Here is a 21941-nt window from a genome sequence, read left to right on the forward strand (position 1 = left end):
TGCCCCGGCTGACAGGTCGTCACCCCGTCGCGGCCGGCCGTGCCGCGCCGCCAGACCCCGCCCGGATCGCCATGCCCACAAGGAGAGGCCCATGCCACGCTCTGCCGATATTCTGCTGACCGCCCTGGCCCCGGCCGTGTGGGGCAGCACCTATCTCGTCACCACCGAGGCCCTGCCCGACGGCTATCCCGTGACGCTCGCGGCGCTGCGGGCGCTGCCTGCGGGGCTGCTGTTGCTGGCGATCACGCGATGCTGGCCACCACGTGCCTGGCTGGGCCGGGTGGTCCTGCTCGGGAGCTTCAACTTTGCGCTGTTCTGGGTGCTGTTGTTCGTGGCCGCCTATCGATTGCCCGGGGGGGTTGCCGCCACGCTTGGCTCGATACAGGCGATGATCGTGATCGTCATGGCGCGCGGCTGGCTGGGCACGCCGATCCGGGCCGGGGCGGTGATTGCCGCGGCCACCGGCATTCTTGGCGTGGCCCTGCTGCTGATTGGCCCCGACGCCCGGCTTGACCCGATCGGCATTCTGGCGGGGCTTGGCGGTGCCGCGTCGATGGCGGCGGGCACCGTGCTGAGCCGCAAATGGCAGCCGCCGGTCTCGGCGCTGAGCTTTACCGCGTGGCAGCTTACCGCCGGGGGTGTGATCCTGTTGCCCCTCGCGCTGATCCTCGAACCGCGCCTGCCGCCGCTCTCGCCGGGCAATCTCGCCGGGTTGCTGTGGCTTGGCCTGATCGGGGCGGCGGCGACCTATGCGATCTGGTTTCGCGGCGTTGCGCGGCTGGAGCCGGGCGCGGTGTCGATGCTCGGCATGATGAGCCCGGTGACGGCGGTGACGCTGGGCTGGCTATGGCTGGACCAGTCGCTGACCCTGCTCCAGATAATCGGCGCGGTGATCGTGCTGGCCTCGGTCTGGGCCGGGCAACGTGCCAGCCGGCCCCGGCACCCGGACCCATCCGGGCAAGGTCACGGCACACAGTCCGGCAGCGACACCCCCGCGCAGGCCGCATCGTCCCCGCCACAGCAATCGCGCAGTAGAAACCGCACCAACCCGTTCACCGCTTCGAGGTTCGGCGCATAGAGTATCTCGCGGTGGTTGCGTTCACCGGTCACCAGCCCGGCCCGTTTGAGGCTGGCCAGGTGGCCGGACAGGGTCGAAGGCTTGAGCCCCAGCAACCGGCCCACCTCCATTGCCGGTGTGCCGTCGGGGCCGCGCTGGACCAACAGGCGAAAAATCGCGAGCCGGGTGTCATGCGCAAGCGCGGCAAAGGCATCGATGGCGTCGGGTTGGTCCATAATTCGGAATTACGCGAAATGACGGATATTGACAAGCATGGACTTCTCCGCCAAACACCAGTCAATTCGTGAATGCGCGAAATGACGAATTCATAACGCAAACCCGCCCGGAGACCCCGATGTCCGAAACGACCGCCGCCCCGATGGGCATATTCGAACGTTTGCTGACCCTTTGGGTCGCGCTTGCCATGATCGCCGGGCTGGCCATCGGCGCGTTTGCACCCGGCCTGATCACCGCTATCGCAGCTGCGGAAATCGCGTCGATCAACCTGGTGGTGGCGGTGCTGATCTGGGCGATGGTCTACCCGATGATGGTCAATGTCGATCTGGCGGCGGTTGCCGGTGTCGCCCGGCAACCTCGCGGCCTGCTGCTGACGCTGGTGGTGAACTGGCTGATCAAGCCCTTTACCATGGCGCTGCTGGCGGTGCTGTTCTTTGACCACGTGTTTGCATCGTGGATTTCCCCGGATGACGCGGCCCAGTACATTGCCGGGCTGATCCTGCTGGGCGCTGCTCCCTGTACCGCGATGGTCTTTGTCTGGAGCCAGCTGACCCGTGGGGATGCGACCTATACGCTGGTGCAGGTTTCGGTGAATGACCTGATCATGGTCGTGGCCTTTGCGCCCATCGTCGCCGTGCTTCTCGGGGTGACCGAAATCGTCGTGCCCTGGCAGACCTTGGTGCTGGCCACCCTGCTCTACGTGCTGCTGCCGTTGCTCGCAGGGCTGTTCACCCGCCGGCTGTTGGGATCGGCGGCGGCCATCGAGGGGTTCACCGCGCGGATCAAGCCGGTGTCGATGCTGGGCCTGATCGTGACCGTGGCGATCCTGTTCGGCCTCCAGGGGCAGACGATCCTCGGACAACCGGGCATTATCCTGCTGATCGCGGTGCCGATCCTGATCCAGAGCTATGGCATCTTTGCGCTGGCCTATGGCGCGGCCTACCTGATGCGGGTTCCGCATAATATCGCGGCCCCCTGCGCGATGATCGGCACCTCGAACTTCTTCGAACTCGCGGTCGCCGTTGCAATCAGCCTGTTCGGCCTGCATTCGGGGGCGGCACTCGCCACCGTGGTGGGCGTGCTGGTCGAGGTGCCCGTGATGCTGTCGCTGGTGGCATTCGCCAATCGCACACGGGCGCGGTTCCCGGCGGCGGGCGGCGTGCCGCGCGTGACCTGACCGGCCGGCTCAGAGGTCGGTGACCTCGGCGCGCAGGGCGGTAAAGCGTTCATCCAGATGCGCATGCATGGCGGCGCGCGCGGCCTGGGCATCACCGGCGGCGATGGCGTCGATGATGCGGTCGTGCTGGCGCAGCGTCCGCTCAAAGGAACCGGGCGGGCGGGCCCGGGCGCGAAAGGCCAGCCAATCGGCGCTGATCCGGATTTCATCCAGCATGGCGAAACAGGTCAAGAGCGGCTTGTTGCGGGCTTCTTCGGCGATCATCCGGTGCAGCGCGCCATCCCAGATTTCGTTCTCGCTGTTGGGCAGCGAAGGCACCATCCGCGCCGCGAGGGCACGCAATTGCGCGACCGCCTCTGGGGCGATCCGCCGGGCGCACAGCGCGGCAAGCTCCGGCTCGATGCACAGGCGGGCTTCCATGACCTGGATCGCATTGGTTTCCCCGGCGATACGCGCGGCGAGTTCGCCGGTCGGGTCGGCGGGTTTTCCCGCATAGGTGCCCGAGCCCTGCTTGCGCCAGATCAGCCCCTCGGCCTCAAGCTGCGCCAGCGCCTCGCGCACCCGCCGCCGCCCGATGCGGAACCGCTCTGACAGCGCCCGCTCGCTGGGCAGGCGGCCGCTGTCCCCCAGCTTGCCAGAAGATAACAGCGACAGGATCTGCGATTTTGCATGCTGGTCGGGGTCGGTTTGCCGGGGCGTGTTCATCTGTGTAAATCAGGGGTCGGTTGCCAGGGAGCGGCTGACTTGGCCAGCACGTAGCCGCCGATCGTACTCGGCCTCGATACGCGCGTCCAGCGCCGCGCGCGTCGGCAAACCCGAGAACCGCCGCGCGCCGGGCATTTCATCAGCGACAAAAAGATAGCGTTCGCCCGCAACATCCAGAAGCCGCTCCAGCTCGGTCAGCGGGTCGCCATGGTCATCGACGCGCAAATCCAGCCACGGATGCGCCTCGCCATGATGAACAACCAGCCCGGCCGCCTGTTTGCCGCGCTTGTCGCCGCCCGCTTCTTCGCCCGCCCGCATCGCCGCCAGAAGCCGTTGCGGCAGAGGTCGGTCCGCGTGTCGGCGCATCGCCTGGGCGGTGGCTTTGATCACCTGCGGTCCGGCCAGCATGTTGCCCGCCACCGAAAACCCGTCACCGATCAGGTGCCCGGCCCAGCCGGTGCAATCATCGCCGGTATGGGCGACGAAATGGCCCTCTGCATCCATCATGTGGCATTGGCGGATCGCCTGCCCGGCGTCGCGTTTGACGAAATCGGCCAGCACCGCGCCGGCGCATTCCCCGGCCTGCAACCGGTCGCGCCCCTCGGTGCCCCAGACCGGGTTGCAGAACGCCTGGCTCGCCACTGCCGATCTGCTGCCCACATAGGGCACCATCGCCCCGCAGGCAAAGAACCGGCTGGCCACGGCGATGCCGATGGCCCCGTCCGCCGGATCACGGGCGATGATCGACCAGGTCATCGGCCCACCGCATAGGCCTGCATCAGGCGCGGGGTGGCGGCGGCGCGCAGCATCCCGTCCGCCTCGCGCAACGCAGCGGTCATGCGCCCCACCGCCCAGGGTTCGGACACGGTGACGACATGGCCGCGGGCGCGCAGGGCGTCGATGACATCATCGCCAAAGGCCGGTTCCATCATCATCTCGCCCGGTTTTACCTCGCGCGGGAAGAACGACCCTTGGAAATGCATGGTATGAAACAGCGGCGCATCCATCCCCTGTTGCAGGCCCAGCCCGTGATGCACGAACCGCAGGAACCAGATCAGGTTCCACTGATCCTGCTGGTCGCCGCCGGGGGTGCCAAAAGCCAGCCTTGCGCCGTCCTTTTCGGCAAAGGATGGGGTCAGCGTGGTGCGCGGGCGGCGTTTGGGGGCCAGTGAACTGGGCAAACCGTCGATCAGCCAGAACATCTGGGCCCGCGAATTCAGCGGAAAGCCAAGGCCGGGAATGACCGGGTTGCTTTGCAGCCAGCCCCCCGAAGGGGTGGCGGCCACCATGTTGCCCCAGCGGTCGATCACGTCCAGATGCACGGTATCGCCGCGCTTCTCGGTCAGATGCGCCATGGTGGGTTCCTGCGCCGCAACACCCGAGACGCCGAAATCCTGTTTCGAGCGTGCGACATAGGCATCCGCCAGATGTTCAAACCCTGGAACGCGCCCCGGGCGCTGCTCTGTCGATGCGGAGTCGCCAATCATCCTGGCCCGTTCGGCCCCATAGGCATCGGACAGCAGGTGATCCATCGGGATCTCGCTGAAATCCGGATCGCCGTAATAGGCCTCGCGGTCGGCATAGGCCAGCTTCATCGCCTCGATCACCGTATGCACGAAATCCGCACCGTTCGGATCCATCGCACCCAGGTCGATATTCTTGAGGATCGACAGCGCCTGCAACATCACCGGCCCCTGGCTCCAGGCGTGGGTCTTGTGAACGGTCCATCCGTGATAGTTAAGCGTCAGGGTTTCTTCATAGGTCGCGCGCCAGGCGGCCATGTCTGACGGGGCCAGAATGGCGCTGTGTTTTTCCTCTGACACATCCATCACGTTTGCGTCTTTCAGATAGTCAAAGATCGCCTCTGCCACGAACCCCTCACGCCATTCGGCACGCGCCGCATCGATCTGTGCGATGCGGTCACCCTCGGCCGTCTCTGCAACACTCGCCAGCTTGTCGTAGGTGCGGGCAAGATCAGGGTTCTTGAACAACGCGTTGGGTTCAGGCGCCTCTCCGCCCGGTGCCCAGACGGCGGCGGATGTGGGCCATTCGGCTTCAAAGAACTCGCGCAGATCCGCAATCGTGGCGGCAACCCGCGGCAGGACCGGATGACCATCGCGGGCATAATCGATGGCCGGTTGCAGCACCTCGCGCAGGCTCATCGTGCCATGGTCGCGCAGCATCATCAGCCAGCCGTCAAATGCGCCGGGCACCACCGTCGCCAACAGGCCCGATCCGGGAACCAGCGTCAGCCCCTGCTCGATATATGCCGCGATGGTTGCCGCCGCCGGGCTGACGCCTTGCGCGCACAGCACAGTGGTTTCGCCGGTTTCGGCCGAATGCAGGATCGCCGGCATGTCGCCCGCCGGCCCGTTCAGGTGCGGCTCGACGATTTGCAGCACAAAGGCGGTGGCCACGGCGGCATCAAAGGCGTTGCCGCCCTTTTCCAGGATGCCGAACCCGACAGAAGAGGCCAGCCAATGGGTCGAGGTGACAACCCCGAAGGTGCCGCGAATTTCCGGGCGGGTGGTAAAGTCAGACATGAATTCTCCGATAGTCAGTGTTCGCGCGGGTCCAGCGCATCGCGCAGCCCGTCGCCCAAAAGGTTGAAACCCAGCACCACAAGAAAAATGGCGATCCCCGGCCACATGGCCATCCACGGGGCCTGATTGAGGAAGTTCTTGGCGGTGTTCAGCATCGAGCCCCAGCTGGGTGCGGGGGGTTGCTGGCCAAGGCCCAGAAACGACAGCGACGCCTCGGCGATGATGGCGGTGGCGATGGTGAGCGTGGCCTGTACGAGGATCGGCGGCAGCACGTTGGGAAAGATATAGCGCGACAGGATGCGGTAGCTGGGCAGGCCGATGGCATGGGCGGATTCCACGTAATCCGCCGTCTTGATGTTCAGAACCTGCCCGCGCGTCAGACGCACGAAAATCGGCATGGCGGAAATGCCGATGGCGATCATCGCATTGGTCAGCGACGGCCCCAGAAACGCCGCCAGCGCAATCGCAAGGATCAGGAAGGGGGCCGCCAGCAGCGCCTCGGTACAGCGCGAAATGATCGCATCCGTCCAACCGCCGAAATACCCCGCCAATATCCCCAGCGGCACGCCCAGCATCAGTGCAATGCCCACCGACACCACCCCCGCCAGCAATGACGCCTGCGCACCCCAGACCATGCGGGCCAGCACGTCGCGGCCAATCTCGTCAGTGCCCAGCCAATGCGCGGCACTTGGCGCCTTGCGCACCGCGCCCCAGTCGGTCGCCGCCGGATCGGGGAGCGGCAGGATCGGGGCCGCCAGTGCGATCAGAATGAAAAACGTAACCAATATGCCGCCCAACATCGCGCTGCGGTGGCTGCGGAATTTCTTCCACACGCGGTTTTGCGGTTTGGCGGCCAGTACCGGATCGGCTTGCGCGGTCATGTCATTGCCCCCTCAGGCGCGGGTTCAGCAGGACGTAAAGAACATCCGCCAGCAGGTTCATCACGATAAAACCGATCGCCGTGACCAGCACGATGCCCTGCACCACGGCGTAATCCCGGTTGAACACCGCATCGACCACCATCTTGCCAAATCCGGGAATGGTGAAAATCTGTTCGGTCAGCACCGCCCCCGCGATCAATTCGCCAAACAGCAAGGCCGTCAGGGTCACAATCGGGGTCAGCGCGTTGCGGAAGGCGTGTTTCAGGACCACGCGCTTTTCCAGAACCCCCTTGGCCCGCGCGGTGCGGATATAATCGGCGGTCAACACCTCGAGCATTGCCGAGCGCGTGTGGCGCATCAGCGTCGCGGCCAGTGCCGTGCCCAGAACAAAGGCGGGCATGATCATCGTGGTGATGGATTTCAGCGGGTCTTCGGACAGGGGGACATAGCCCGAAGCCGGCAGCAACTGCCATTTGACCGAAACCAGCAAAATCAGCATGATCCCCAGCCAGAAATTCGGGATCGACAGCCCCGACAGGGCCACCACATTGGCGATGTAATCGGTAAGCGTGCCCTTTTTCACCGCCGACAGGATGCCCGCCGGAATGCCGATCAGCAGGGCAAAGGCAATCGCCATCACCGCCAGCTGGATCGTGACCGGCAGTTTTTGCGCGATCAATTCGGTCACCGGCTGGTTGGTGCGCAACGAAATACCCAGATCGCCCGACAACGCATTCCCGACCCAGGTCAGGTATTGCACGGGAATGGGATCATTCAGGCGGTATTTCTCGCGCAGGAATTCCAGCACTTCGGGATCGCGTTCCTCACCGGCCATGGCCAGCACCGGATCGCCGGGCAGCAGCTTTTGCAGGGCAAAAACGAAAATCGAGATCAATATGATCGTCGGAATCGCAATGACGATGCGGCGCAGGATAAAGGACAACATGAAGGGCAACTTTCAGAGCGATGGCCCGCGCACAGGGCGCGCGGGCCAAGAGAGATTATTCGGCCTTGGACATGCCTTCGAGACGGATCATCCCGTCCGGATAGGGCGTAAAGCCCGAGATCGAGTCATCCAGCGCCCAGATCCAGGTCTGGTGGTACATCACCATCCGCGGCAGATCCTCGTTCAGGATGTCACGCGCGGCATCATAGCTGGCCTTGCGTTCGGCGGGGTCGTTGCTGGTGCGGGCAGCGTTCATCAGGCGGTCGACCTCTGCGTTGGAATACTTGCTGTCATTGATGCCGCCGCCCGTGGTCACGAACTGGTGGTTGTTGCCATCGGGATCGACACGGCCCGACCATCCGATCTGGCTGGCCTGATAGTCACCGGCCGATTGATCCGACAACAGGGTGGCAAATTCCTTGGACGTGATCGTGATGTTGATCCCGGCCTCGGATGCCATCGCCTGTACCACCTGCATCAGCTGAAGCGGCACAGTGGTGTTGGGCACCTGTACTTCAAGGTCGATCCCGTCGGCATATCCCGCCTCGGCCAGCAAGGCCTTGGCTTTCTCAAGATCACGCGCAGGCACCGGATGGTTGCTGTTATACCAGGGCGAATTCGGCGGCACCGGCTGGTTGCCGGCGGCAAAGGCCCCTTCGAACACCACCTGGTTGATCGCCTCGCGGTCAATCGCATAGCTCAGCGCCTGGCGCAAACGTTTGTCATTGCCCCACGGGTTGTCGCCCTTGTCGCCATTGTTGATGTTGAACGTGATACCCTGATAGCCAAGCGACACTGCGCTTTCGACCTGGATCTCGGCGTTCGATTGCGCCTGTGCCAGATCGGTCGCCGCCAGACGTTCCAGCATGTCGATATCGCCCGATTGCAGGTTGGCCAGACGCACGGTGGTATCGGGGATCGGCAGATAGGTCACGCTGTCGAAACTGATCTCGTCCGCGTTCCAGTAATCGGCGAATTTGTTCAGCACGATCCGGTCCTGTGCCACACGTTCACCAAATGCAAACGGGCCCGAGCAAACCGGGTTCAGGCCGAAATCGGCACCGGCCTCGGCCGCGGCGGTGGGCGAAACCATCATGCCTGCGCGGTCAGCAAATTGCGCCAGCAGGGTCGCATCGGGACCGGCCAGATTGAACTTGATCTCGTGGCTGCCCAGAACTTCGGTGCTGGTGATGGATTTCAGCTCGGATTTGCGGCGGCTTTCTTCCATTGTCTGGCTGCGGGTGATGTTGTCGGCCACGGCCTGCGCATCAAAGGCTGTGCCGTCGTGAAATGTCACGCCCTCGCGCAGCTTCATGGTCAGGGCGGTGCCATCGTCAGACCATGACCATTCGGTGGCCAGTTGCGGCACAAATTCCAGATCGGGCGTGATATCGACCAGCTTGTCACACAGCGCGGTATAAACGATCCGCCCGACAAAGGTGCGCGACTGGTCCGGGTCGAGCACGTCGGCATCCGATTGCAGCGCGATGCGCAGATCGGCCGCCATCGCCGGAGCCGCCAGCCCAAGGGCCGTCGCGCCCAGCAGGCTGGCAAGTAGGGTGGTTTTCAGATGTGTCATTCGGAGCTTCCCTGTTGGTTTCTTGTGATGATCGTTTCGCCTTCAGTGGCGGCGCGGTAGAGATCGAACCGCGTTTGCGCCCCGCTGCTGCGGGGTTTGGGGACGGCGCGGGGCGAGGTTTCGGCAATCTCGCGCCAGAAATGGCAGGCCACGCCGTGCGCGCCATCGTTCAGAACCGGCGCTTCGCTCTTGCAACGATCCTGCGCATGGAGGCAGCGGGGGTGGAACCGGCATCCCGAAGGCGGGTTCAGCGGACTGGGCGTTTCACCCGTTACCGGTTTCGCCCTGCGGGTCGCCCCATGTTCGGCCACCGGGATCGATTCAAGCAACAGCCGGGTATAGGGGTGGCGCGCGGTGTCATAGACCGCATCGGTCGGGCCGGTCTCGACCACCTGGCCCAGATACATCACCGCGACCCGGTCGCTCATGTGGCGGATCACGGCAAGGTCATGGGCGATAATGACCAGCGTCAGGTCCAGATCGCGGCCCAGATCCCCCAACAGGTTGATCACCTGCGCCTGAACCGACACGTCCAGCGCCGAAACCGGTTCATCTCCGATGATCAGCCGTGGCCCCGAAGCCAGCGCACGGGCGATGCCGATACGCTGCCGCTGGCCACCGGAAAACTCGTGCGGATAGCGGTCGGCATGGTCCGGCATCAGCCCGACCTTGGCCAGCAGATCGGCCACGCGGCCACGCCGCTGCGCCGCCGACAACTCGGGCGCGTGCAGCTCCAGCGGTTCCGCGATCAGCTTGCCCACGGTCAGGCGCGGGTTCAACGATGAGAACGGGTCCTGAAAGATGAATTGCAGATCGCGCCGCAACTGGCGCAGGTCGCTGCCGCGAATGCCGCTGATCGGGGTGCCGTCAAAGCGTACCTCGCCCGATGTGGGGGTCAAAAGCCGCATCAGCAGCCGCGCCAGCGTGGACTTGCCGCAACCGGATTCGCCCACGATGGCAAAGGTCTCGCCCCGACGAATCTCAAGCGAAACGCCATCTACAGCATGGACCGTGCCGCCCGGCCGCAGGACCCCCGCGTTGACCAGGAAATGTTTGACCAGGTTGCGGGCCTCAAGGATCGTGTCGCTCATGCGCTTACCGCCAGATGTTGATCGAGCGGCACGAAATGGCAGGCCGCGCCATGCCCCGCGCCCAGATCATGCATCGCGGGAGTCTCTGCGCAGCTGCCGGCGGCAAAGGGGCAGCGCGTGCGAAAACGGCACCCCGAGGGCATGGCATTGATACCCGGCACCGTTCCGGGCACCGTCGCCAGGCGCCCCCGCGCGCCGGTCAGCGCAGGCATCGAAGCCATCAGCCCGATGGTATAGGGATGCTGTGGATCATCGAAAATTCGCGCCACGGGGCCGCGTTCGACGATCTGGCCACCATACATCACCGCGACCGACGTGGCGATTTCGGCGACCACCCCCAGATCATGGGTGATCATGATGGTGCCCATCTGCGACTGATCCTGAAGATCGCGGATCAGGTCGAGAATCTGCGCCTGGATGGTCACGTCCAGCGCGGTGGTCGGCTCGTCCGCGATCAGCAGGGCGGGGTTGTTGACCAGCGCCATCGCGATCATCACCCGCTGGCGCATCCCGCCGGACAATTGGTGCGGATAATCCCGCAGCCGGGCGCGCGGTGACGGGATGCCGACCCGTGCCAGCATCTCGGCGGCACGGTCCAACGCCCTGGCCCGGCTCACGTCATCGTGGCACAGCACCGCCTCGGCGATCTGGTCTCCGATGCGGAAGGCCGGGTTCAGCGAGGTCATCGGTTCCTGAAAGATCATCGCCATGCGATTGCCCCGCGCCGAGGGCGGCAGGATGTCGCGGCGCAGGTCATAGCCCTGCCCGTCAAATCGCATCTGTCCGCTTTCGATCCGCGCCGCGCCCCGGGGCAGCAACCCCATGATCGCCATCGAGGTCACGCTCTTGCCGCAACCGGATTCGCCGACGATGCACAGGGTTTCACCGGCGCTGACGCTCAGGTTCACGCCGGAAACCACCGGCGCGCCATGGCCGCGAAAACGCAGCCTGAAATCCCGTATCTGCAACAATGGTTCATCGTCCTGCAATCGGGTCTGCCGCATCCGATTCGAGCCTCCTGAAGCGTGAACCAATTAGGAAATGGTTCACGCGCCCTGTCAAGAATTTTCAGAAGCCTGCATAAGCCGATGAATACACGTGCCGAATTCCTGGCCTTTCCGCCATGCCCGCGCCGCGCGCCGGTCTTTACACGGTTTGACTTGCGCCCGGCCCGGCGTCAGTGTCGGGTCATGGCGACGCGCTCAGACATTGAAATTCTGCTCCCCGAATTCCGGGCCTACGCGACCGCCATCTGCGCGTCGGCGAGCGATGCCGAAGACCTGATACAGGATGCCATCGAACGGGCGCTGCGCTCTGACAACCGGCCAACCCGGATCGATGAGCTGCGCCCCTGGATGTTCCGGGTCATTCGCAACCTGCACTATGATGAACTGCGCAAAAGGCGGGTGCGCCGGGAATATTTGGCCGCCGAGAGACGTCTATCCGATGAAGCAGGGTCAAGCGACGCGGCGCGGGACATCCTGGTACGGCTTGCCTTTGACAAGCTGTCGCCGGATATGCGCGAAGTCCTCTGCCTTGTGGACATTATGGGTCTGAAATATGCGGAAGCGGCGGTTGTGATGAATGTCGCCAATGGAACAGTGATGAGCCGGGTCAGCCGGGCGCGCAAGGCGCTGCTCGGACTGGTGAACGGTGCGGACACGCGCGGTGTTGCAGAGAAACGTGGGAAATGAGCGAGCTGAACGACAAGGACTGGGAACTGCTCAATGCCTATCACGACGATGAGCTGAGCGAGACCGACCGGCGCAGGGTCGACCTGCGACTGGTTTCGGAACCCGCGCTGGCCAGCGCGCTGCGCGATGTGGCGGGTGTCTCTGCCAGCCTTGCCGCGCTGCGCCCCGACATCGCCCGCACGCCCGGAGGGGCACCGCCAGCAGCTGCGAACAGCAACCGGACACCGCGCCGGTGGCTGGCGGGCGGCGCGGTTGCGGTGGCGATTGCACTGGCGGTTGTGATCGGCATCGGCAAGAGCGGCGCGCCCACGGCCCGGGACATCCACGCGGCATTTGGCGAACAATCGTTTTCGGCCCAGGGCGACGCAATCCGGCTGGCCGGTTCGGATATGCCCGCGCGGGCGCCGGACCTGTCCATGGCCAACCTGACGCCGGTATCCCAGCGGACGCTGGATGCCGGGCAGGTCACGCATTACACCGGCCGGAACGGTTGCCGCCTGTCCTATTTCAGGGGAAGCTTTGCCCTGGACAACGCGGACCGGCCCGCCACCTATCAGGTCGAGGAATGGACCGGCGATGACAATCTGCGGCACCTGATTGTTGCCAGCGGAATGGATCAGGCGCGGTTCGAAGCGATTGCGCTCTATCTCAGACATGTGACCGGCCCGCAAGGCAGCAACCAAGTGATGGCCGACGCGCAATTGCATCGCCGCCCCTGCCTCGGCTGACCATCAACCCGCTGTCGGAACGCAAAAACCGGCGACAGACCGCTGGCCCTGCCAGATGGTCCGCGCCGGTTTCGGGGCATGGTGACCCTGCCCTGTCGTCAGTAACCGGTCAAACTCTTTAACGCACGCGAAACACCCTAGTTCAGCGTACCGGGAAAGTTCGGGCGATCGGTGTTGTAATGCGCCGCCAGGTAATCGAGGATCTCGCCGCGGTCGGGCTCTTCGAGCTCGTCCATGCCCTGTTCGTCGACCATCCATTCGAACATCTCGTCCCACTCATCACGGGTCAGCCCCTGTTGCGCCACGATCATCTCGGAATGGCAGGCGGTGCAGGCATAATAGGTCGTCTCGACCCCCGGCGCATCGAACAGCACGCCGAAGTCATACTCTTCCGCAGCCTCTTCTGCCGGGGCCGCGGCCTCGGTGGCGCCGAACGTCAGCGGCGCGTCGGAAAAGCCGTTGAGATAGGCGATCAGGTTCGCCCGATCCTGTTCCTTCCTGAGACCGGCAAAGGTCATCTTGGTGCCTTTGACCGCGTCGCGCGGCTTGGCCAGAAAGGCGTCCAGCCGCTCGACGCTCCAGTCGCCGCCATGGTCGGTCAGGGCCGATGAGAACGAAAATCCGTCAACGGCGGCAACCGGTCCGCCAACGACACCATAGAGGTTGGGGCCGACCTTGGACTTGCCGCCCTGCTCGACCGTGTGGCAGGCGGCGCATTTCTTGAACACACGCTCGCCCTTTGCGGGGTCGGCGGCGGCCAGCGCGGCGTCAATATCGGCAAGTGCGGGCGGGGCGGCGGCCAGGGTGATGGCCGCAACGGTCAGGGTTCGCAGGTTTGCGAATGCCATGGGGGTCTCCATTTCTAGCAGGGCTTGGATGGGGTGACGTCCCGCGCCACCCCGAACACTCAGCTGGCGCGCACGCCAACCCGGTGCATCGTATTGTTCAGATAGCCTTTGGGGTTCCAGTCGATGGCAAAGGGCTGCATCACACCCTCGCTATCCGTGGCGCGGGCCCAGATCTCGTAATACCCCGCCTTGGGAAAGGTCACTTCGGCGCGCCAGTTTTGCCAGGCACCGTCATTCACCGCGTCGTCAAGCTCGGCGGTGATCCAGGTCGCGCCGAAGTCGGACGAGATTTCCACCATCGTGATCGACCGGTCGCCGGACCAGGCATGGCCGCGCACCTCTGTGCTCATGCCGGTATCCGCCCCATTGGCCGGGAAGGTCACCAGCGATTTCACCGGCATGCGTTCGATGATGACAAAATCCTCTTTCGGCACGTCCTGGCCCGGGGCCACCGGATAGCCGGGCACGCGATACGAAGTGCCGGTCATCTTGGGGCCGTCATGCACCTGGTCGCGCAGCTCGATCCGGGTCAGCCATTTCTGCGCCGTCGAGGCCGGCCAGCCCGGCACCACCAGACGCAGCGGCGCACCATTCATCGGGTGCAGCGCAGCGCCGTTCATTTCAAAGGCAATCAGGATATTGTCGGTCAGCGCCTTGCCGATCGGCATCCCGCGCGAGATCGGCAGCTTGTCTGCCTTGCCCGACAGGTGCAGGTCGGCGCCGTAATGCGCGGTATAAACCACGTTGGACTGAACCCCGGCCTTCTCTAGTACGTCCTTGAGCCGCACCCCGGTCCATTCGGAACAGCCGATTGCGCCATAGGTCCACTGGTTGCCCTTGGCCGGCGGGTTAAAGAAGCCGCGCCCGTTGCCGCCGCATTCCAGCGTCAGCGCCATGGTCACCACTTCGAACTGTTCGCGCAGATCGGCAATGCTCAGGGTCAGCGGCGTATCGACAAAGCCGTCGATGGTCAGGGTCCAGGTGGCCGGGTCCATGTCCTCGGGCGGAATGCCGTTATTGCGGACAAAATGCCGGTTGGTCGGCGTGATCGCATCATCCAGCAACTCCGGCGGGGTTTCGGCGTTGACCGGGCGGTCGTTCAACAGCGTCAGCCCGTCCTTGCCCACCAGCACGTCCTCTTGCGCCATCGCCGCGGGGACAAAGCCGATCGGCATGTTGCGGTGAAAGGGGATCGACGTACCAACCATCGCGGCCATCGTCGCAAGCCCGGTCCGCTTCAGGAAACCGCGCCGGTCCGGGTTGGCCACCCGTCCGAAAAACGCCTTGTCCGCGGTTTCCGGGTCTTTTGCGAAAAACTCCTGAACCGAGCGTTTCTTGTCATCATCAAGCGCCATCTTGTCCTCCCTTGGGTGCCGGCGTGGGTGTCTTTGATCCAGATCAATTGCAGGAGAAACGTACGGCGCGCGGATTTTATTCCACGCGGATGCAAGAAAATCGCGACGGGCCCAAATCCGCCCGAATGCACGGTGTCACGGATCTGTCAAACCGCCGCGCTACATCTGCGGCGACTCGAGCGACCCCGGATTGGCATGTTGAAATACCGCACGATCTTTCTTTCCGACATCCATCTTGGCACCCCCGGATGCCAGGCCGAGCTGTTGCTGGATTTTCTCAACAGCCACGAAGCCGACAGCTATTACCTTGTGGGTGACATCATCGACGCCTGGCGCATCCGCCGCAAAGGGTTCCTGTGGCCGCAGGCCCATAACGACGTGGTGCAGGCGATCCTTGCCAAGGCCCATGACGGCGCGCGGATATTCCTGATCCCCGGCAACCACGACGAATTCCTGCGTTCTTACCTGGGCACGCATTTCGGCGGCATCGAGGTTCTGCGCACCGCCGATTTCACCGGTCGTGACGGCCGGCGGTATCTCGTCACCCACGGCGATCAGTTCGACGCGGTCGTGACCAACGCCAGATGGCTCGCCCATCTCGGGGACCGGGCCTATGAATTCACGCTCTGGCTGAACACCTGGGCCAACCGGCTGCGGCATCTCTGGGGCGGCCAATACTGGTCCTTGTCCAAATGGGCCAAGCACCAGGTGAAACAGGCGGTCAATTTCATCAGCGAATACGAGAATGTGCTCTCCGCCGAGGCAAGGCGCGGTGGCTATGACGGGGTGATCTGTGGCCATATCCACAGTGCCGCGATCCGCGACATCGACGGCATCACCTATGTCAATACCGGCGACTGGGTCGAGAGCTGTACCGCGGTTGTCGAACGCGAGGATGGCCGCCTGATCCTGCTCGACTGGGAACGCTCGGCCCGCGAAAGACGCCACCGCGCTCGGCGGACCCGGCGCAGCAAAACCAAGAAACTTGAAAACGCATAAGAGGCCCACCCCATGAGTCAGTCCGCCCAGATCCAATTGGACGCCGCCGTGTTGCAGGATGGCGACGCCGCGACAGGTTGGCTGGAACGCCTGTTTTCCCGGCTGTTCCTCGGGCTGGTCTATCCGCAGATCTGGGAGGATCCGGTGGTCGACATGCAGGCGCTGAAGATCGCGCCGGGCGACAATCTCGTCTGCATCGCCTCCGGGAGCTGCAACCTCATGTCCTATCTGACCGCCGGCCCCGCATCGGTCACGGCGGTGGACCTGTCGCCGGCACATGTGGCGCTTGGCCGCCTCAAGCTCGCCGCGGCCCGCAGCCTGCCCGACCATGCGGCATTCTACCAATTCTTCGGACGCGCCGACATGGCCAGCAACATGGCGCTGTATGACAACTATATCCGCCCGGCCCTTGATCCGAAAACGCGCGCGTTCTGGGAGGGGCGGCATCTGTTCAGCCGTCGGATCTCGGTGTTTCGCTCCGGGGTCTACCGGCATGGCGCGCTCGGGCGTTTCCTTGGTGCGGTGCATCTTCTCGCGCGGCTGGGCCGGGTCGAGTTCTCGCCGCTGCTGACCGCGCGGTCCCTGGCCGAGCAACAGGCGTTTTTCGACAGCCGGGTCGCGCCGCTCTTTGACATGTGGCTGGTGCGCAAACTCTCGGGCTTTCGTGCCGCCCTGTTCGGTCTGGGCATTCCCCCGGCGCAGTATGACAAGCTCGCCGCCGATGGCGATGGCGATGTCCTGCCGGTGCTGCGCGACCGGGTGCGCAAGCTGATGTGCGATTTCCCGATCCGCGACAATTACTTTGCGTGGCAGGCTTTCGGGCGCGGCTATGACCCCGCGCCCGACGCGGCATTGCCCCCCTACCTGCAAGAGCGCAACTATCAGGCGCTGCGCGATCATGCGGGGCGGGGAGGCATCGTGAACCGGTCCCTGACCGACCTGCTGGCGCAAGAACCGGACGGCTCGAAACAGGGCTATGTGCTGCTTGATGCGCAGGACTGGATGAATGACGCACAACTGAATGCGCTCTGGCGCGAGATCACCCGAACCGCCAGCCCCGGCGCGCGGGTGATCTTTCGCACCGGCGGCCGCGCCGACATCCTGCCGGGACGGGTTGCGCCCGAACTGCTTGGGCGCTGGCAGTATGACGCAGAGGCTTCGGCACAGGGAACCGCGCGCGACCGCTCGGCGATCTACGGGGCGTTTCATCTCTATCGGTTCGCGGGGTAACGCCATGCTCGACTTTGGCACAACCACCCATGCGGAGCTGATGGACCGCACCTATCGTCACCAGCGGCTGTTCTACGACCTGACCCGAAAATATTACCTTCTGGGGCGCGACAGGCTGATTGCCGAACTCGATGCGAAACCCGGCGCGCATGTGCTGGAAATCGCCTGCGGCACCGGGCGCAACCTGCAACTGGCGATCCGCCGCTATCCGGACACCGCGTTTTATGGCCTGGATATCTCTGCCGAAATGCTGACCACCGCGCGGGATACGCTCGGGCAGAGCGCCAATCTTGCCCAGGCAGATGCCTGTACCTTTGACGGGATGCATTTGTTCCGGCGGGCAAAGTTCGATCGCATCTTCATTTCATACGGTATCTCGATGATCCCCGACTGGCACGGCGCGCTGGAAACCGCAGCGGCGCATCTGGCCCCCGGAGGCGAGCTGCACGTGGTGGATTTCCACGACCAGAACGGCTTGCCCGGCTGGTTCAAGACCGCGCTCTATCGCTGGCTCGACAGGTTCCACGTGACCCCCAGAACCGGATTGCAGACCGCGCTCGGGCAGATCGCGGCCGGGACCGGCGCCACAACCCGGTTCCGTCCGCTCTATCGGGGCTATGCACAGCACGCGGTATTGCGGGCGGCGGGCGGCCACGCCAACCCTTCCTAGGGACGGCAGCAACCTCCATTCGCAAGTGGATGGGGAGCCCAAAGCGCGGGCGCACGCCATCGGTCACGCCCGGCAACGGGTTCAGCGTCTCCATCGCGCGCGCGACCCGGCCTGGTTCATGGCTTACAACAGCTGATCCGCCGCCCTGTCACTTCGGGCCTGTCATTTCGCGATTGCCGCCGGCGCGGCATTGGGTTACAGATATCGTAATATTATTACATAACGTGAAAGACGCCGATGCCCATGCCAGCCGACCGCCTGCCCGTCACCGTCCTCTCCGGCTTTCTCGGAGCCGGCAAGACTACGCTGTTGAACGATGTTCTGAACAACCGTGACGGCCGCCGTGTTGCGGTGATCGTCAACGACATGTCCGAAGTGAATATCGACGCCGACCTGGTGCGCGACGGGGGGGCCGATCTGAGCCATACCGAGGAAAAGCTGGTCGAGATGTCAAATGGCTGTATCTGCTGCACCCTGCGCGACGATCTGCTGGACGAGGTGCGCCGCCTCGCTGCCGAGGGGCGGTTCGATTATCTGCTGATCGAGTCGACGGGCATTTCCGAACCCCTGCCCGTTGCCGCCACCTTTGACTTCCGCGACGAAGACGGCAACAGCCTGTCCGACGTGGCGCGGCTGGATACCATGGTGACCGTCGTCGACACGGTGAACCTGCTCAAGGATTACTCCAGCCATGATTTCATCCGCGACCGCGGCGAGAGCCTTGGCGACGAGGACGAGCGCACGCTGGTTGACCTGCTGGTCGATCAGATCGAGTTCGCGGATATCGTGGTGCTGAACAAGGTCACGGATGCCGGTCCGCAACGGCTTGACGCGGCGCGCAAGATCATCGCCTCGCTGAACCCCGACGCGCAGATCGTCGAAACCGATTACGGCCAGGTGCCGCAAGAGCGCATTTTCGATACCGGTCTCTTTGACTTTGACAAGGCGCATCTGCATCCGATGTGGGCCAAGGAGCTATACGGTTTTGCCGATCACGTGCCCGAAACCGAGGAATACGGCGTGTCGTCTTTCGTCTACCGGGCGCGGCGGCCCTTTAATCCGCAAAAAATCCATGACGTGCTGAACAGCGACCTGCCCGGCGTCATCCGCGCCAAGGGGCATTTCTGGATCGCCACCCGCCCCGACTGGCTCGCCGAATTTTCGCTTGCCGGGGCGCTGAGCAGTGTCAAGCCGATGGGAATGTGGTGGGCAACCGTGCCGCGCGATCGCTGGCCCGATCACCCGCAGGCGGTGGCCTATCTCGAACAGCATTGGCAGGAACCGTTCGGCGACCGGCGACAGGAGCTGGTATTCATCGGGGCCGGGATGGACAAGGCGGCGATCACCGCCGCGCTGGATGCGGCGCTGGTGGGCGAAACTCCGGGCTTTGCCCCGCAAGACTGGGCCGGGTTGCCCGATCCCTTCCCGGTCTGGCGCCGCGCCGCGCAGGCGGCCTGAGCCGGGGGCCGCGCGGCCCTCGCACCATGACACGGGTGGTGACGCGAAACGGCCCGCAGGCGATTGCCATACGGGCCGTTCTGCCATGTCCTGCGGAGCACCAACCGCTTTGGCTCAGTGGTTCAGAATGAAATCCGCCGCCTTCTCCGCGATCATGATGGTCGGAGAATTGGTGTTGCCCGAGGTGATCGTCGGCATGATCGACGCGTCCACCACACGCAGACCATCCACGCCCCGGACCTTGAGCTGCGAATCCACGACAGCCGTGTCATCATTGCCCATGCGGCAGGTGCCCACCGGGTGGAAGATCGTCGTCGCGATATCGCCCGCCACCTTGGCCAGATCCGCATCCGATTGATAGGCGTTGCCGGGCTTGATCTCGGACGGGTTGTACTTGGTCATCACATCCTGTCCGGCAATCTCGCGGGCCAGCCGGATGGCGCGCACGGCAACATGCTTGTCCATCTCGGTGCTCAGATAGTTCGGATCGATCGACGGGTGCGCCTTGGGATCGTTCGAATTGATGTGGATCGACCCCCGGCTGCTCGGACGCAGCGGCACGACGCTGGCGGTAAAGGCCGGGAACGGGTGCAACGGATCACCGAATTTCTCCAGCGACAGCGGCTGGACGTGGAATTCCAGGTCAGCGGTCTCGACCTCGGGACCGGACTTGGCAAAGATCCCCAGCTGGCTGGGCGCCATCGACATCGGCCCCGAGCGTTTCAGCATGTATTCAAGGCCGATCCCCATGCGACCCAGCAAGGAGCCCGCGCGCTGGTTCAGGGTCTTGACCCCCTGCACCCGGAAGGCGACGCGCAGTTGCAGGTGGTCTTGCAGGTTCTCGCCCACCGACGGGTTGTCATGCAGCACGTCGATCCCGTGGTCGCGCAGGTGCTCGGGGTTGCCGATCCCCGAGAGTTCCAGCAGCTGTGGCGAGCCGACCGCGCCGGAAGACAGGATCACTTCGCCCTTGGTGCGGTACTGGACACGGCCGCCCTTTTGATCGACCTCGACACCGACCGCCCGTTTGCCTTCGAACAGCACGCGGCGCGCCTGGGCATTGGTCACGACCTTGAGGTTGGGCCGGTTGAGCGCCGGACGCAGGAAACCCTTGGAGGTGTTCCAGCGCCACCCTTTGCATTGGTTAACCTGGAAATAGGCCGAACCTTCGTTGTCGCCCCGGTTGAAATCGTCCACCTTGGCGATGCCCGCCTGCTCGGCGGCGTCGCGATAGGCGTCCAGGATCTCCCAGGACAGGCGCTGTTCTTCGACCCGCCATTCGCCGCCCGAACTGTGAAGCTCGTCATCACCGGCATAGAAATCCTCGGATTTCTTGAAATAAGGCAGCACGTCATCCCAGCCCCAGCCGGGATTGTTCATCTGACGCCAGGTGTCGTAATCCTGTGCCTGGCCGCGCATATAGATCATGCCATTGATCGAGGAACAGCCCCCGAGAACACGACCGCGCGGATAGTTGAGCGCCCGCCCGTTCAAGCCGCGTTGCTCGTCCGTCTGAAAACCCCAATCGGTCCTGGGATTGCCCATGCAATACAGGTAGCCAACCGGAATATGGATCCAGATATAGTTGTCCTTGCCCCCCGCCTCGAGCAGCAGCACGCGGTTCCTGGGGTTCTCGGACAAGCGATTGGCCAGAACGCAACCGGCCGATCCGCCACCGACGACGATGTAATCGAAGTTTTCAGCGCTTTGGGTCATTTTTTCACCTTTTCTTTCTTATAATTCGGGGTCAGCCCTGTTTCCGCACGGCAATTGCGCGATTGCCACGTCGGGGCGTGGTCCTTGTCGACCAGCACGGCACGGACACCTTCCGCAAAATCGGGATGGCGAATGGCACGTTGCATGGCTTCGAATTCCTGCGCGAGACAGGCCGAAAGCGAACGATCCTTGCCCTCGCGCAAGAGCGACAGCGTCTCTTGCAGGCTGCGCGGCGATCCTTTTGCAAGGTCGCTGAGGGCCCGCTGGGTCGGTTTGGTTTGCTGGCGCTTCAGGCAATCCGCGATGCTGCACAGGGTCGGCTGATCAAAACACAGCGTCGTCCCCGCCAGCATCAGCACGCTGGGCTGATATCCCAGCGACGCACACCAGCTGCGCAGGATATCGTCAATCGCCTGATCGGAATGACACAGATCATTCACCAGTTTCGGCAGGGATTCCGCCACCGTCATATGGGTGGAAATTCCCAGGCCATGGGCATCGAACCCGCGCACCGTGGCACCGGTCAGCCCCATCCACATGCCGGATTGATGCGGCATCCGGGGCAGGAAATGGCTCGCCCCCACATCCGGGAAAAAGCCGATGGCGGCCTCGGGCATGGCAAAGACCGCGCGCTCGGTGGCGATCCGGTAGCGGCCATGCACCGACAGCCCCATGCCGCCGCCCATGCATATGCCGTCGATCAGGGCGATATAGGGCTTGGCCAGGCCGGCGATGCGTTCGATCAGGGCATATTCTTCACGAAAGAACTGTTCCGCCTCGTCGAACTGGCCCGCGAGGGCCAGTTCCCGGATGCGCCGCATGTCGCCGCCGGCGCTGAAGGCGCGCTCGTGGTTCGAGCGCAGAATGACACATTGCACCGACGGGTCCGACTCGAACCGGTCCAGGGCCGCGTCGATATCGCGGATCATGTCCAGGGTCAGGGCGTTCATCGCGGCCGGGCGATCAAGCCCGATAATACCCGCCTTGCCCTGGATTTCAGATACAACAAAAGACATGCGCCACTCCT

General features: G+C 64.0%; 21 protein-coding genes. 8 read left to right on the top strand and 13 right to left on the bottom strand.

All coding sequences use genetic code 11. The features are described 5' to 3' along the window. The first annotated feature begins 91 nt into the window (after positions 1-91). Positions 92-1078 carry an EamA family transporter gene (locus ACP15R_RS14310; RefSeq protein WP_424987107.1) on the top strand — a complete coding sequence of 329 codons (987 nt, stop codon included), beginning with the start codon at positions 92-94 and terminating at the stop codon, positions 1076-1078. Here the strand turns inward: ACP15R_RS14310 and ACP15R_RS14315 are convergent. Then, positions 964-1293, bottom strand: coding sequence for an ArsR/SmtB family transcription factor (locus ACP15R_RS14315; protein WP_424987108.1), 330 nt, complete (start codon positions 1291-1293; stop codon positions 964-966). The genes ACP15R_RS14310 and ACP15R_RS14315 overlap by 115 nt on opposite strands. 143 nt (positions 1294-1436) lie before the next feature. Between ACP15R_RS14315 and arsB the strand changes: the two genes are divergently transcribed. Further along, a complete protein-coding gene (gene arsB, locus ACP15R_RS14320; RefSeq protein WP_424987225.1) occupies positions 1437-2471 on the top strand; it encodes an ACR3 family arsenite efflux transporter in 1035 nt (344 codons plus the stop codon). Between the two features lie 9 nt (positions 2472-2480). Here the strand turns inward: arsB and ACP15R_RS14325 are convergent, their stop codons facing one another. Genes ACP15R_RS14325 through ACP15R_RS14360 form a run of 8 tightly spaced genes read right to left on the bottom strand, consistent with a single transcriptional unit; the run spans position 2481 to position 11220 of the window. Continuing rightward, positions 2481-3176, bottom strand: coding sequence for a FadR/GntR family transcriptional regulator (locus tag ACP15R_RS14325; protein WP_424987109.1), 696 nt, complete (start codon positions 3174-3176; stop codon positions 2481-2483). 9 nt (positions 3177-3185) lie between these two features. Next, the gene (locus ACP15R_RS14330; RefSeq protein ID WP_424987110.1) at positions 3186-3932 is read right to left on the bottom strand and encodes a DUF1028 domain-containing protein; all 747 of its coding nucleotides are present in this window, start codon (positions 3930-3932) and stop codon (positions 3186-3188) included. Further along, positions 3929-5719 (bottom strand): gamma-glutamyltransferase family protein, encoded by a 1791-nt coding sequence (locus ACP15R_RS14335; RefSeq protein ID WP_424987111.1) that lies wholly within the window; start codon positions 5717-5719, stop codon positions 3929-3931. Before ACP15R_RS14335 ends, ACP15R_RS14330 begins: the two co-directional genes overlap by 4 nt. Positions 5720-5733: 14 nt before the next feature. Then, on the bottom strand, positions 5734-6600 hold the full coding sequence (locus ACP15R_RS14340) for an ABC transporter permease (RefSeq protein WP_424987112.1): 867 nt from the start codon (positions 6598-6600) through the stop codon (positions 5734-5736). A 1-nt stretch (position 6601) separates the two neighbouring features. Continuing rightward, positions 6602-7546 (bottom strand): ABC transporter permease, encoded by a 945-nt coding sequence (locus ACP15R_RS14345; protein WP_424987113.1) that lies wholly within the window; start codon positions 7544-7546, stop codon positions 6602-6604. 55 nt (positions 7547-7601) lie between these two features. Beyond that, positions 7602-9125, bottom strand: a complete 1524-nt coding sequence (locus tag ACP15R_RS14350; protein WP_424987114.1) for an ABC transporter substrate-binding protein — start codon at positions 9123-9125, stop codon at positions 7602-7604. Next, complete coding sequence (locus ACP15R_RS14355; RefSeq protein ID WP_424987115.1) at positions 9122-10216, bottom strand: ABC transporter ATP-binding protein; 1095 nt, start codon at positions 10214-10216, stop codon at positions 9122-9124. Before ACP15R_RS14355 ends, ACP15R_RS14350 begins: the two co-directional genes overlap by 4 nt. Continuing rightward, positions 10213-11220 carry an ABC transporter ATP-binding protein gene (locus ACP15R_RS14360; RefSeq protein WP_424987116.1) on the bottom strand — a complete coding sequence of 336 codons (1008 nt, stop codon included), beginning with the start codon at positions 11218-11220 and terminating at the stop codon, positions 10213-10215. Before ACP15R_RS14360 ends, ACP15R_RS14355 begins: the two co-directional genes overlap by 4 nt. An 84-nt stretch (positions 11221-11304) precedes the next feature. Here ACP15R_RS14360 and ACP15R_RS14365 point away from each other — a divergent pair, with 84 nt between their 5' ends. Together ACP15R_RS14365 and ACP15R_RS14370 are read left to right on the top strand one after the other, a co-directional pair. After that, on the top strand, positions 11305-11910 hold the full coding sequence (locus ACP15R_RS14365) for an RNA polymerase sigma factor (protein ID WP_424987117.1): 606 nt from the start codon (positions 11305-11307) through the stop codon (positions 11908-11910). Then, on the top strand, positions 11907-12638 hold the full coding sequence (locus tag ACP15R_RS14370; RefSeq protein WP_424987118.1) for a hypothetical protein: 732 nt from the start codon (positions 11907-11909) through the stop codon (positions 12636-12638). The genes ACP15R_RS14365 and ACP15R_RS14370 overlap by 4 nt, the downstream gene beginning before the upstream one ends. 137 nt (positions 12639-12775) lie before the next feature. On the opposite strand, the gene ACP15R_RS14375 is transcribed toward ACP15R_RS14370, so the two are convergent. Both ACP15R_RS14375 and ACP15R_RS14380 read right to left on the bottom strand, forming a co-directional pair. Continuing rightward, positions 12776-13486 (bottom strand): c-type cytochrome, encoded by a 711-nt coding sequence (locus tag ACP15R_RS14375; RefSeq protein WP_424987119.1) that lies wholly within the window; start codon positions 13484-13486, stop codon positions 12776-12778. Positions 13487-13545: 59 nt separating this feature from the next. Continuing rightward, a complete protein-coding gene (locus tag ACP15R_RS14380; protein ID WP_424987120.1) occupies positions 13546-14841 on the bottom strand; it encodes a sulfite oxidase in 1296 nt (431 codons plus the stop codon). A gap of 195 nt (positions 14842-15036) precedes the next feature. Here ACP15R_RS14380 and ACP15R_RS14385 point away from each other — a divergent pair, with 195 nt between their 5' ends. The 4 genes from ACP15R_RS14385 (at position 15037) to zigA (ending at position 19198) form a co-directional block, all read left to right on the top strand. Continuing rightward, a complete protein-coding gene (locus ACP15R_RS14385; protein ID WP_424987121.1) occupies positions 15037-15840 on the top strand; it encodes a UDP-2,3-diacylglucosamine diphosphatase in 804 nt (267 codons plus the stop codon). A 12-nt stretch (positions 15841-15852) separates the two neighbouring features. Then, on the top strand, positions 15853-17070 hold the full coding sequence (locus ACP15R_RS14390; RefSeq protein ID WP_424987122.1) for a DUF3419 family protein: 1218 nt from the start codon (positions 15853-15855) through the stop codon (positions 17068-17070). Between the two features lie 4 nt (positions 17071-17074). After that, entirely contained in the window at positions 17075-17740 is a 666-nt protein-coding gene (locus tag ACP15R_RS14395) for a class I SAM-dependent methyltransferase (protein WP_424987123.1), read from the top strand. Positions 17741-17977: 237 nt separating this feature from the next. Further along, a complete protein-coding gene (zigA, locus tag ACP15R_RS14400) occupies positions 17978-19198 on the top strand; it encodes a zinc metallochaperone GTPase ZigA (RefSeq protein WP_424987124.1) in 1221 nt (406 codons plus the stop codon). 114 nt (positions 19199-19312) lie between these two features. Here the strand turns inward: zigA and ACP15R_RS14405 are convergent, their stop codons facing one another. Both ACP15R_RS14405 and ACP15R_RS14410 read right to left on the bottom strand, forming a co-directional pair. Next, complete coding sequence (locus ACP15R_RS14405; RefSeq protein WP_424987125.1) at positions 19313-20914, bottom strand: GMC family oxidoreductase; 1602 nt, start codon at positions 20912-20914, stop codon at positions 19313-19315. Then, positions 20911-21930, bottom strand: coding sequence for an enoyl-CoA hydratase/isomerase family protein (locus tag ACP15R_RS14410; RefSeq protein ID WP_424987126.1), 1020 nt, complete (start codon positions 21928-21930; stop codon positions 20911-20913). Before ACP15R_RS14410 ends, ACP15R_RS14405 begins: the two co-directional genes overlap by 4 nt. Positions 21931-21941: the final 11 nt, after the last annotated feature.

The sequence above is a fragment of the Microbulbifer sp. S227A genome (genome assembly GCF_049800935.1).

What these genes read in the sequence shown, in the direction of transcription:
- ACP15R_RS14345 (WP_424987113.1), bottom strand. Translation starts at nt 7,546, where the DNA reads ATGTTGTCCTTTATCCTGCGCCGCATCGTCATTGCGATTCCGACGATC.
- ACP15R_RS14355 (WP_424987115.1), bottom strand. Translation starts at nt 10,216, where the DNA reads ATGAGCGACACGATCCTTGAGGCCCGCAACCTGGTCAAACATTTCCTG.
- ACP15R_RS14370 (WP_424987118.1), top strand. Translation starts at nt 11,907, where the DNA reads ATGAGCGAGCTGAACGACAAGGACTGGGAACTGCTCAATGCCTATCAC.
- ACP15R_RS14325 (WP_424987109.1), bottom strand. Translation starts at nt 3,176, where the DNA reads ATGAACACGCCCCGGCAAACCGACCCCGACCAGCATGCAAAATCGCAG.
- ACP15R_RS14360 (WP_424987116.1), bottom strand. Translation starts at nt 11,220, where the DNA reads ATGCGGCAGACCCGATTGCAGGACGATGAACCATTGTTGCAGATACGG.
- ACP15R_RS14395 (WP_424987123.1), top strand. Translation starts at nt 17,075, where the DNA reads ATGCTCGACTTTGGCACAACCACCCATGCGGAGCTGATGGACCGCACC.
- ACP15R_RS14390 (WP_424987122.1), top strand. Translation starts at nt 15,853, where the DNA reads ATGAGTCAGTCCGCCCAGATCCAATTGGACGCCGCCGTGTTGCAGGAT.
- ACP15R_RS14410 (WP_424987126.1), bottom strand. Translation starts at nt 21,930, where the DNA reads ATGTCTTTTGTTGTATCTGAAATCCAGGGCAAGGCGGGTATTATCGGG.
- arsB (WP_424987225.1), top strand. Translation starts at nt 1,437, where the DNA reads ATGGGCATATTCGAACGTTTGCTGACCCTTTGGGTCGCGCTTGCCATG.
- ACP15R_RS14375 (WP_424987119.1), bottom strand. Translation starts at nt 13,486, where the DNA reads ATGGCATTCGCAAACCTGCGAACCCTGACCGTTGCGGCCATCACCCTG.
- zigA (WP_424987124.1), top strand. Translation starts at nt 17,978, where the DNA reads ATGCCCATGCCAGCCGACCGCCTGCCCGTCACCGTCCTCTCCGGCTTT.
- ACP15R_RS14365 (WP_424987117.1), top strand. Translation starts at nt 11,305, where the DNA reads ATGAATACACGTGCCGAATTCCTGGCCTTTCCGCCATGCCCGCGCCGC.
- ACP15R_RS14310 (WP_424987107.1), top strand. Translation starts at nt 92, where the DNA reads ATGCCACGCTCTGCCGATATTCTGCTGACCGCCCTGGCCCCGGCCGTG.
- ACP15R_RS14350 (WP_424987114.1), bottom strand. Translation starts at nt 9,125, where the DNA reads ATGACACATCTGAAAACCACCCTACTTGCCAGCCTGCTGGGCGCGACG.
- ACP15R_RS14335 (WP_424987111.1), bottom strand. Translation starts at nt 5,719, where the DNA reads ATGTCTGACTTTACCACCCGCCCGGAAATTCGCGGCACCTTCGGGGTT.
- ACP15R_RS14340 (WP_424987112.1), bottom strand. Translation starts at nt 6,600, where the DNA reads ATGACCGCGCAAGCCGATCCGGTACTGGCCGCCAAACCGCAAAACCGC.
- ACP15R_RS14380 (WP_424987120.1), bottom strand. Translation starts at nt 14,841, where the DNA reads ATGGCGCTTGATGATGACAAGAAACGCTCGGTTCAGGAGTTTTTCGCA.
- ACP15R_RS14330 (WP_424987110.1), bottom strand. Translation starts at nt 3,932, where the DNA reads ATGACCTGGTCGATCATCGCCCGTGATCCGGCGGACGGGGCCATCGGC.
- ACP15R_RS14315 (WP_424987108.1), bottom strand. Translation starts at nt 1,293, where the DNA reads ATGGACCAACCCGACGCCATCGATGCCTTTGCCGCGCTTGCGCATGAC.
- ACP15R_RS14405 (WP_424987125.1), bottom strand. Translation starts at nt 20,914, where the DNA reads ATGACCCAAAGCGCTGAAAACTTCGATTACATCGTCGTCGGTGGCGGA.
- ACP15R_RS14385 (WP_424987121.1), top strand. Translation starts at nt 15,037, where the DNA reads ATGTTGAAATACCGCACGATCTTTCTTTCCGACATCCATCTTGGCACC.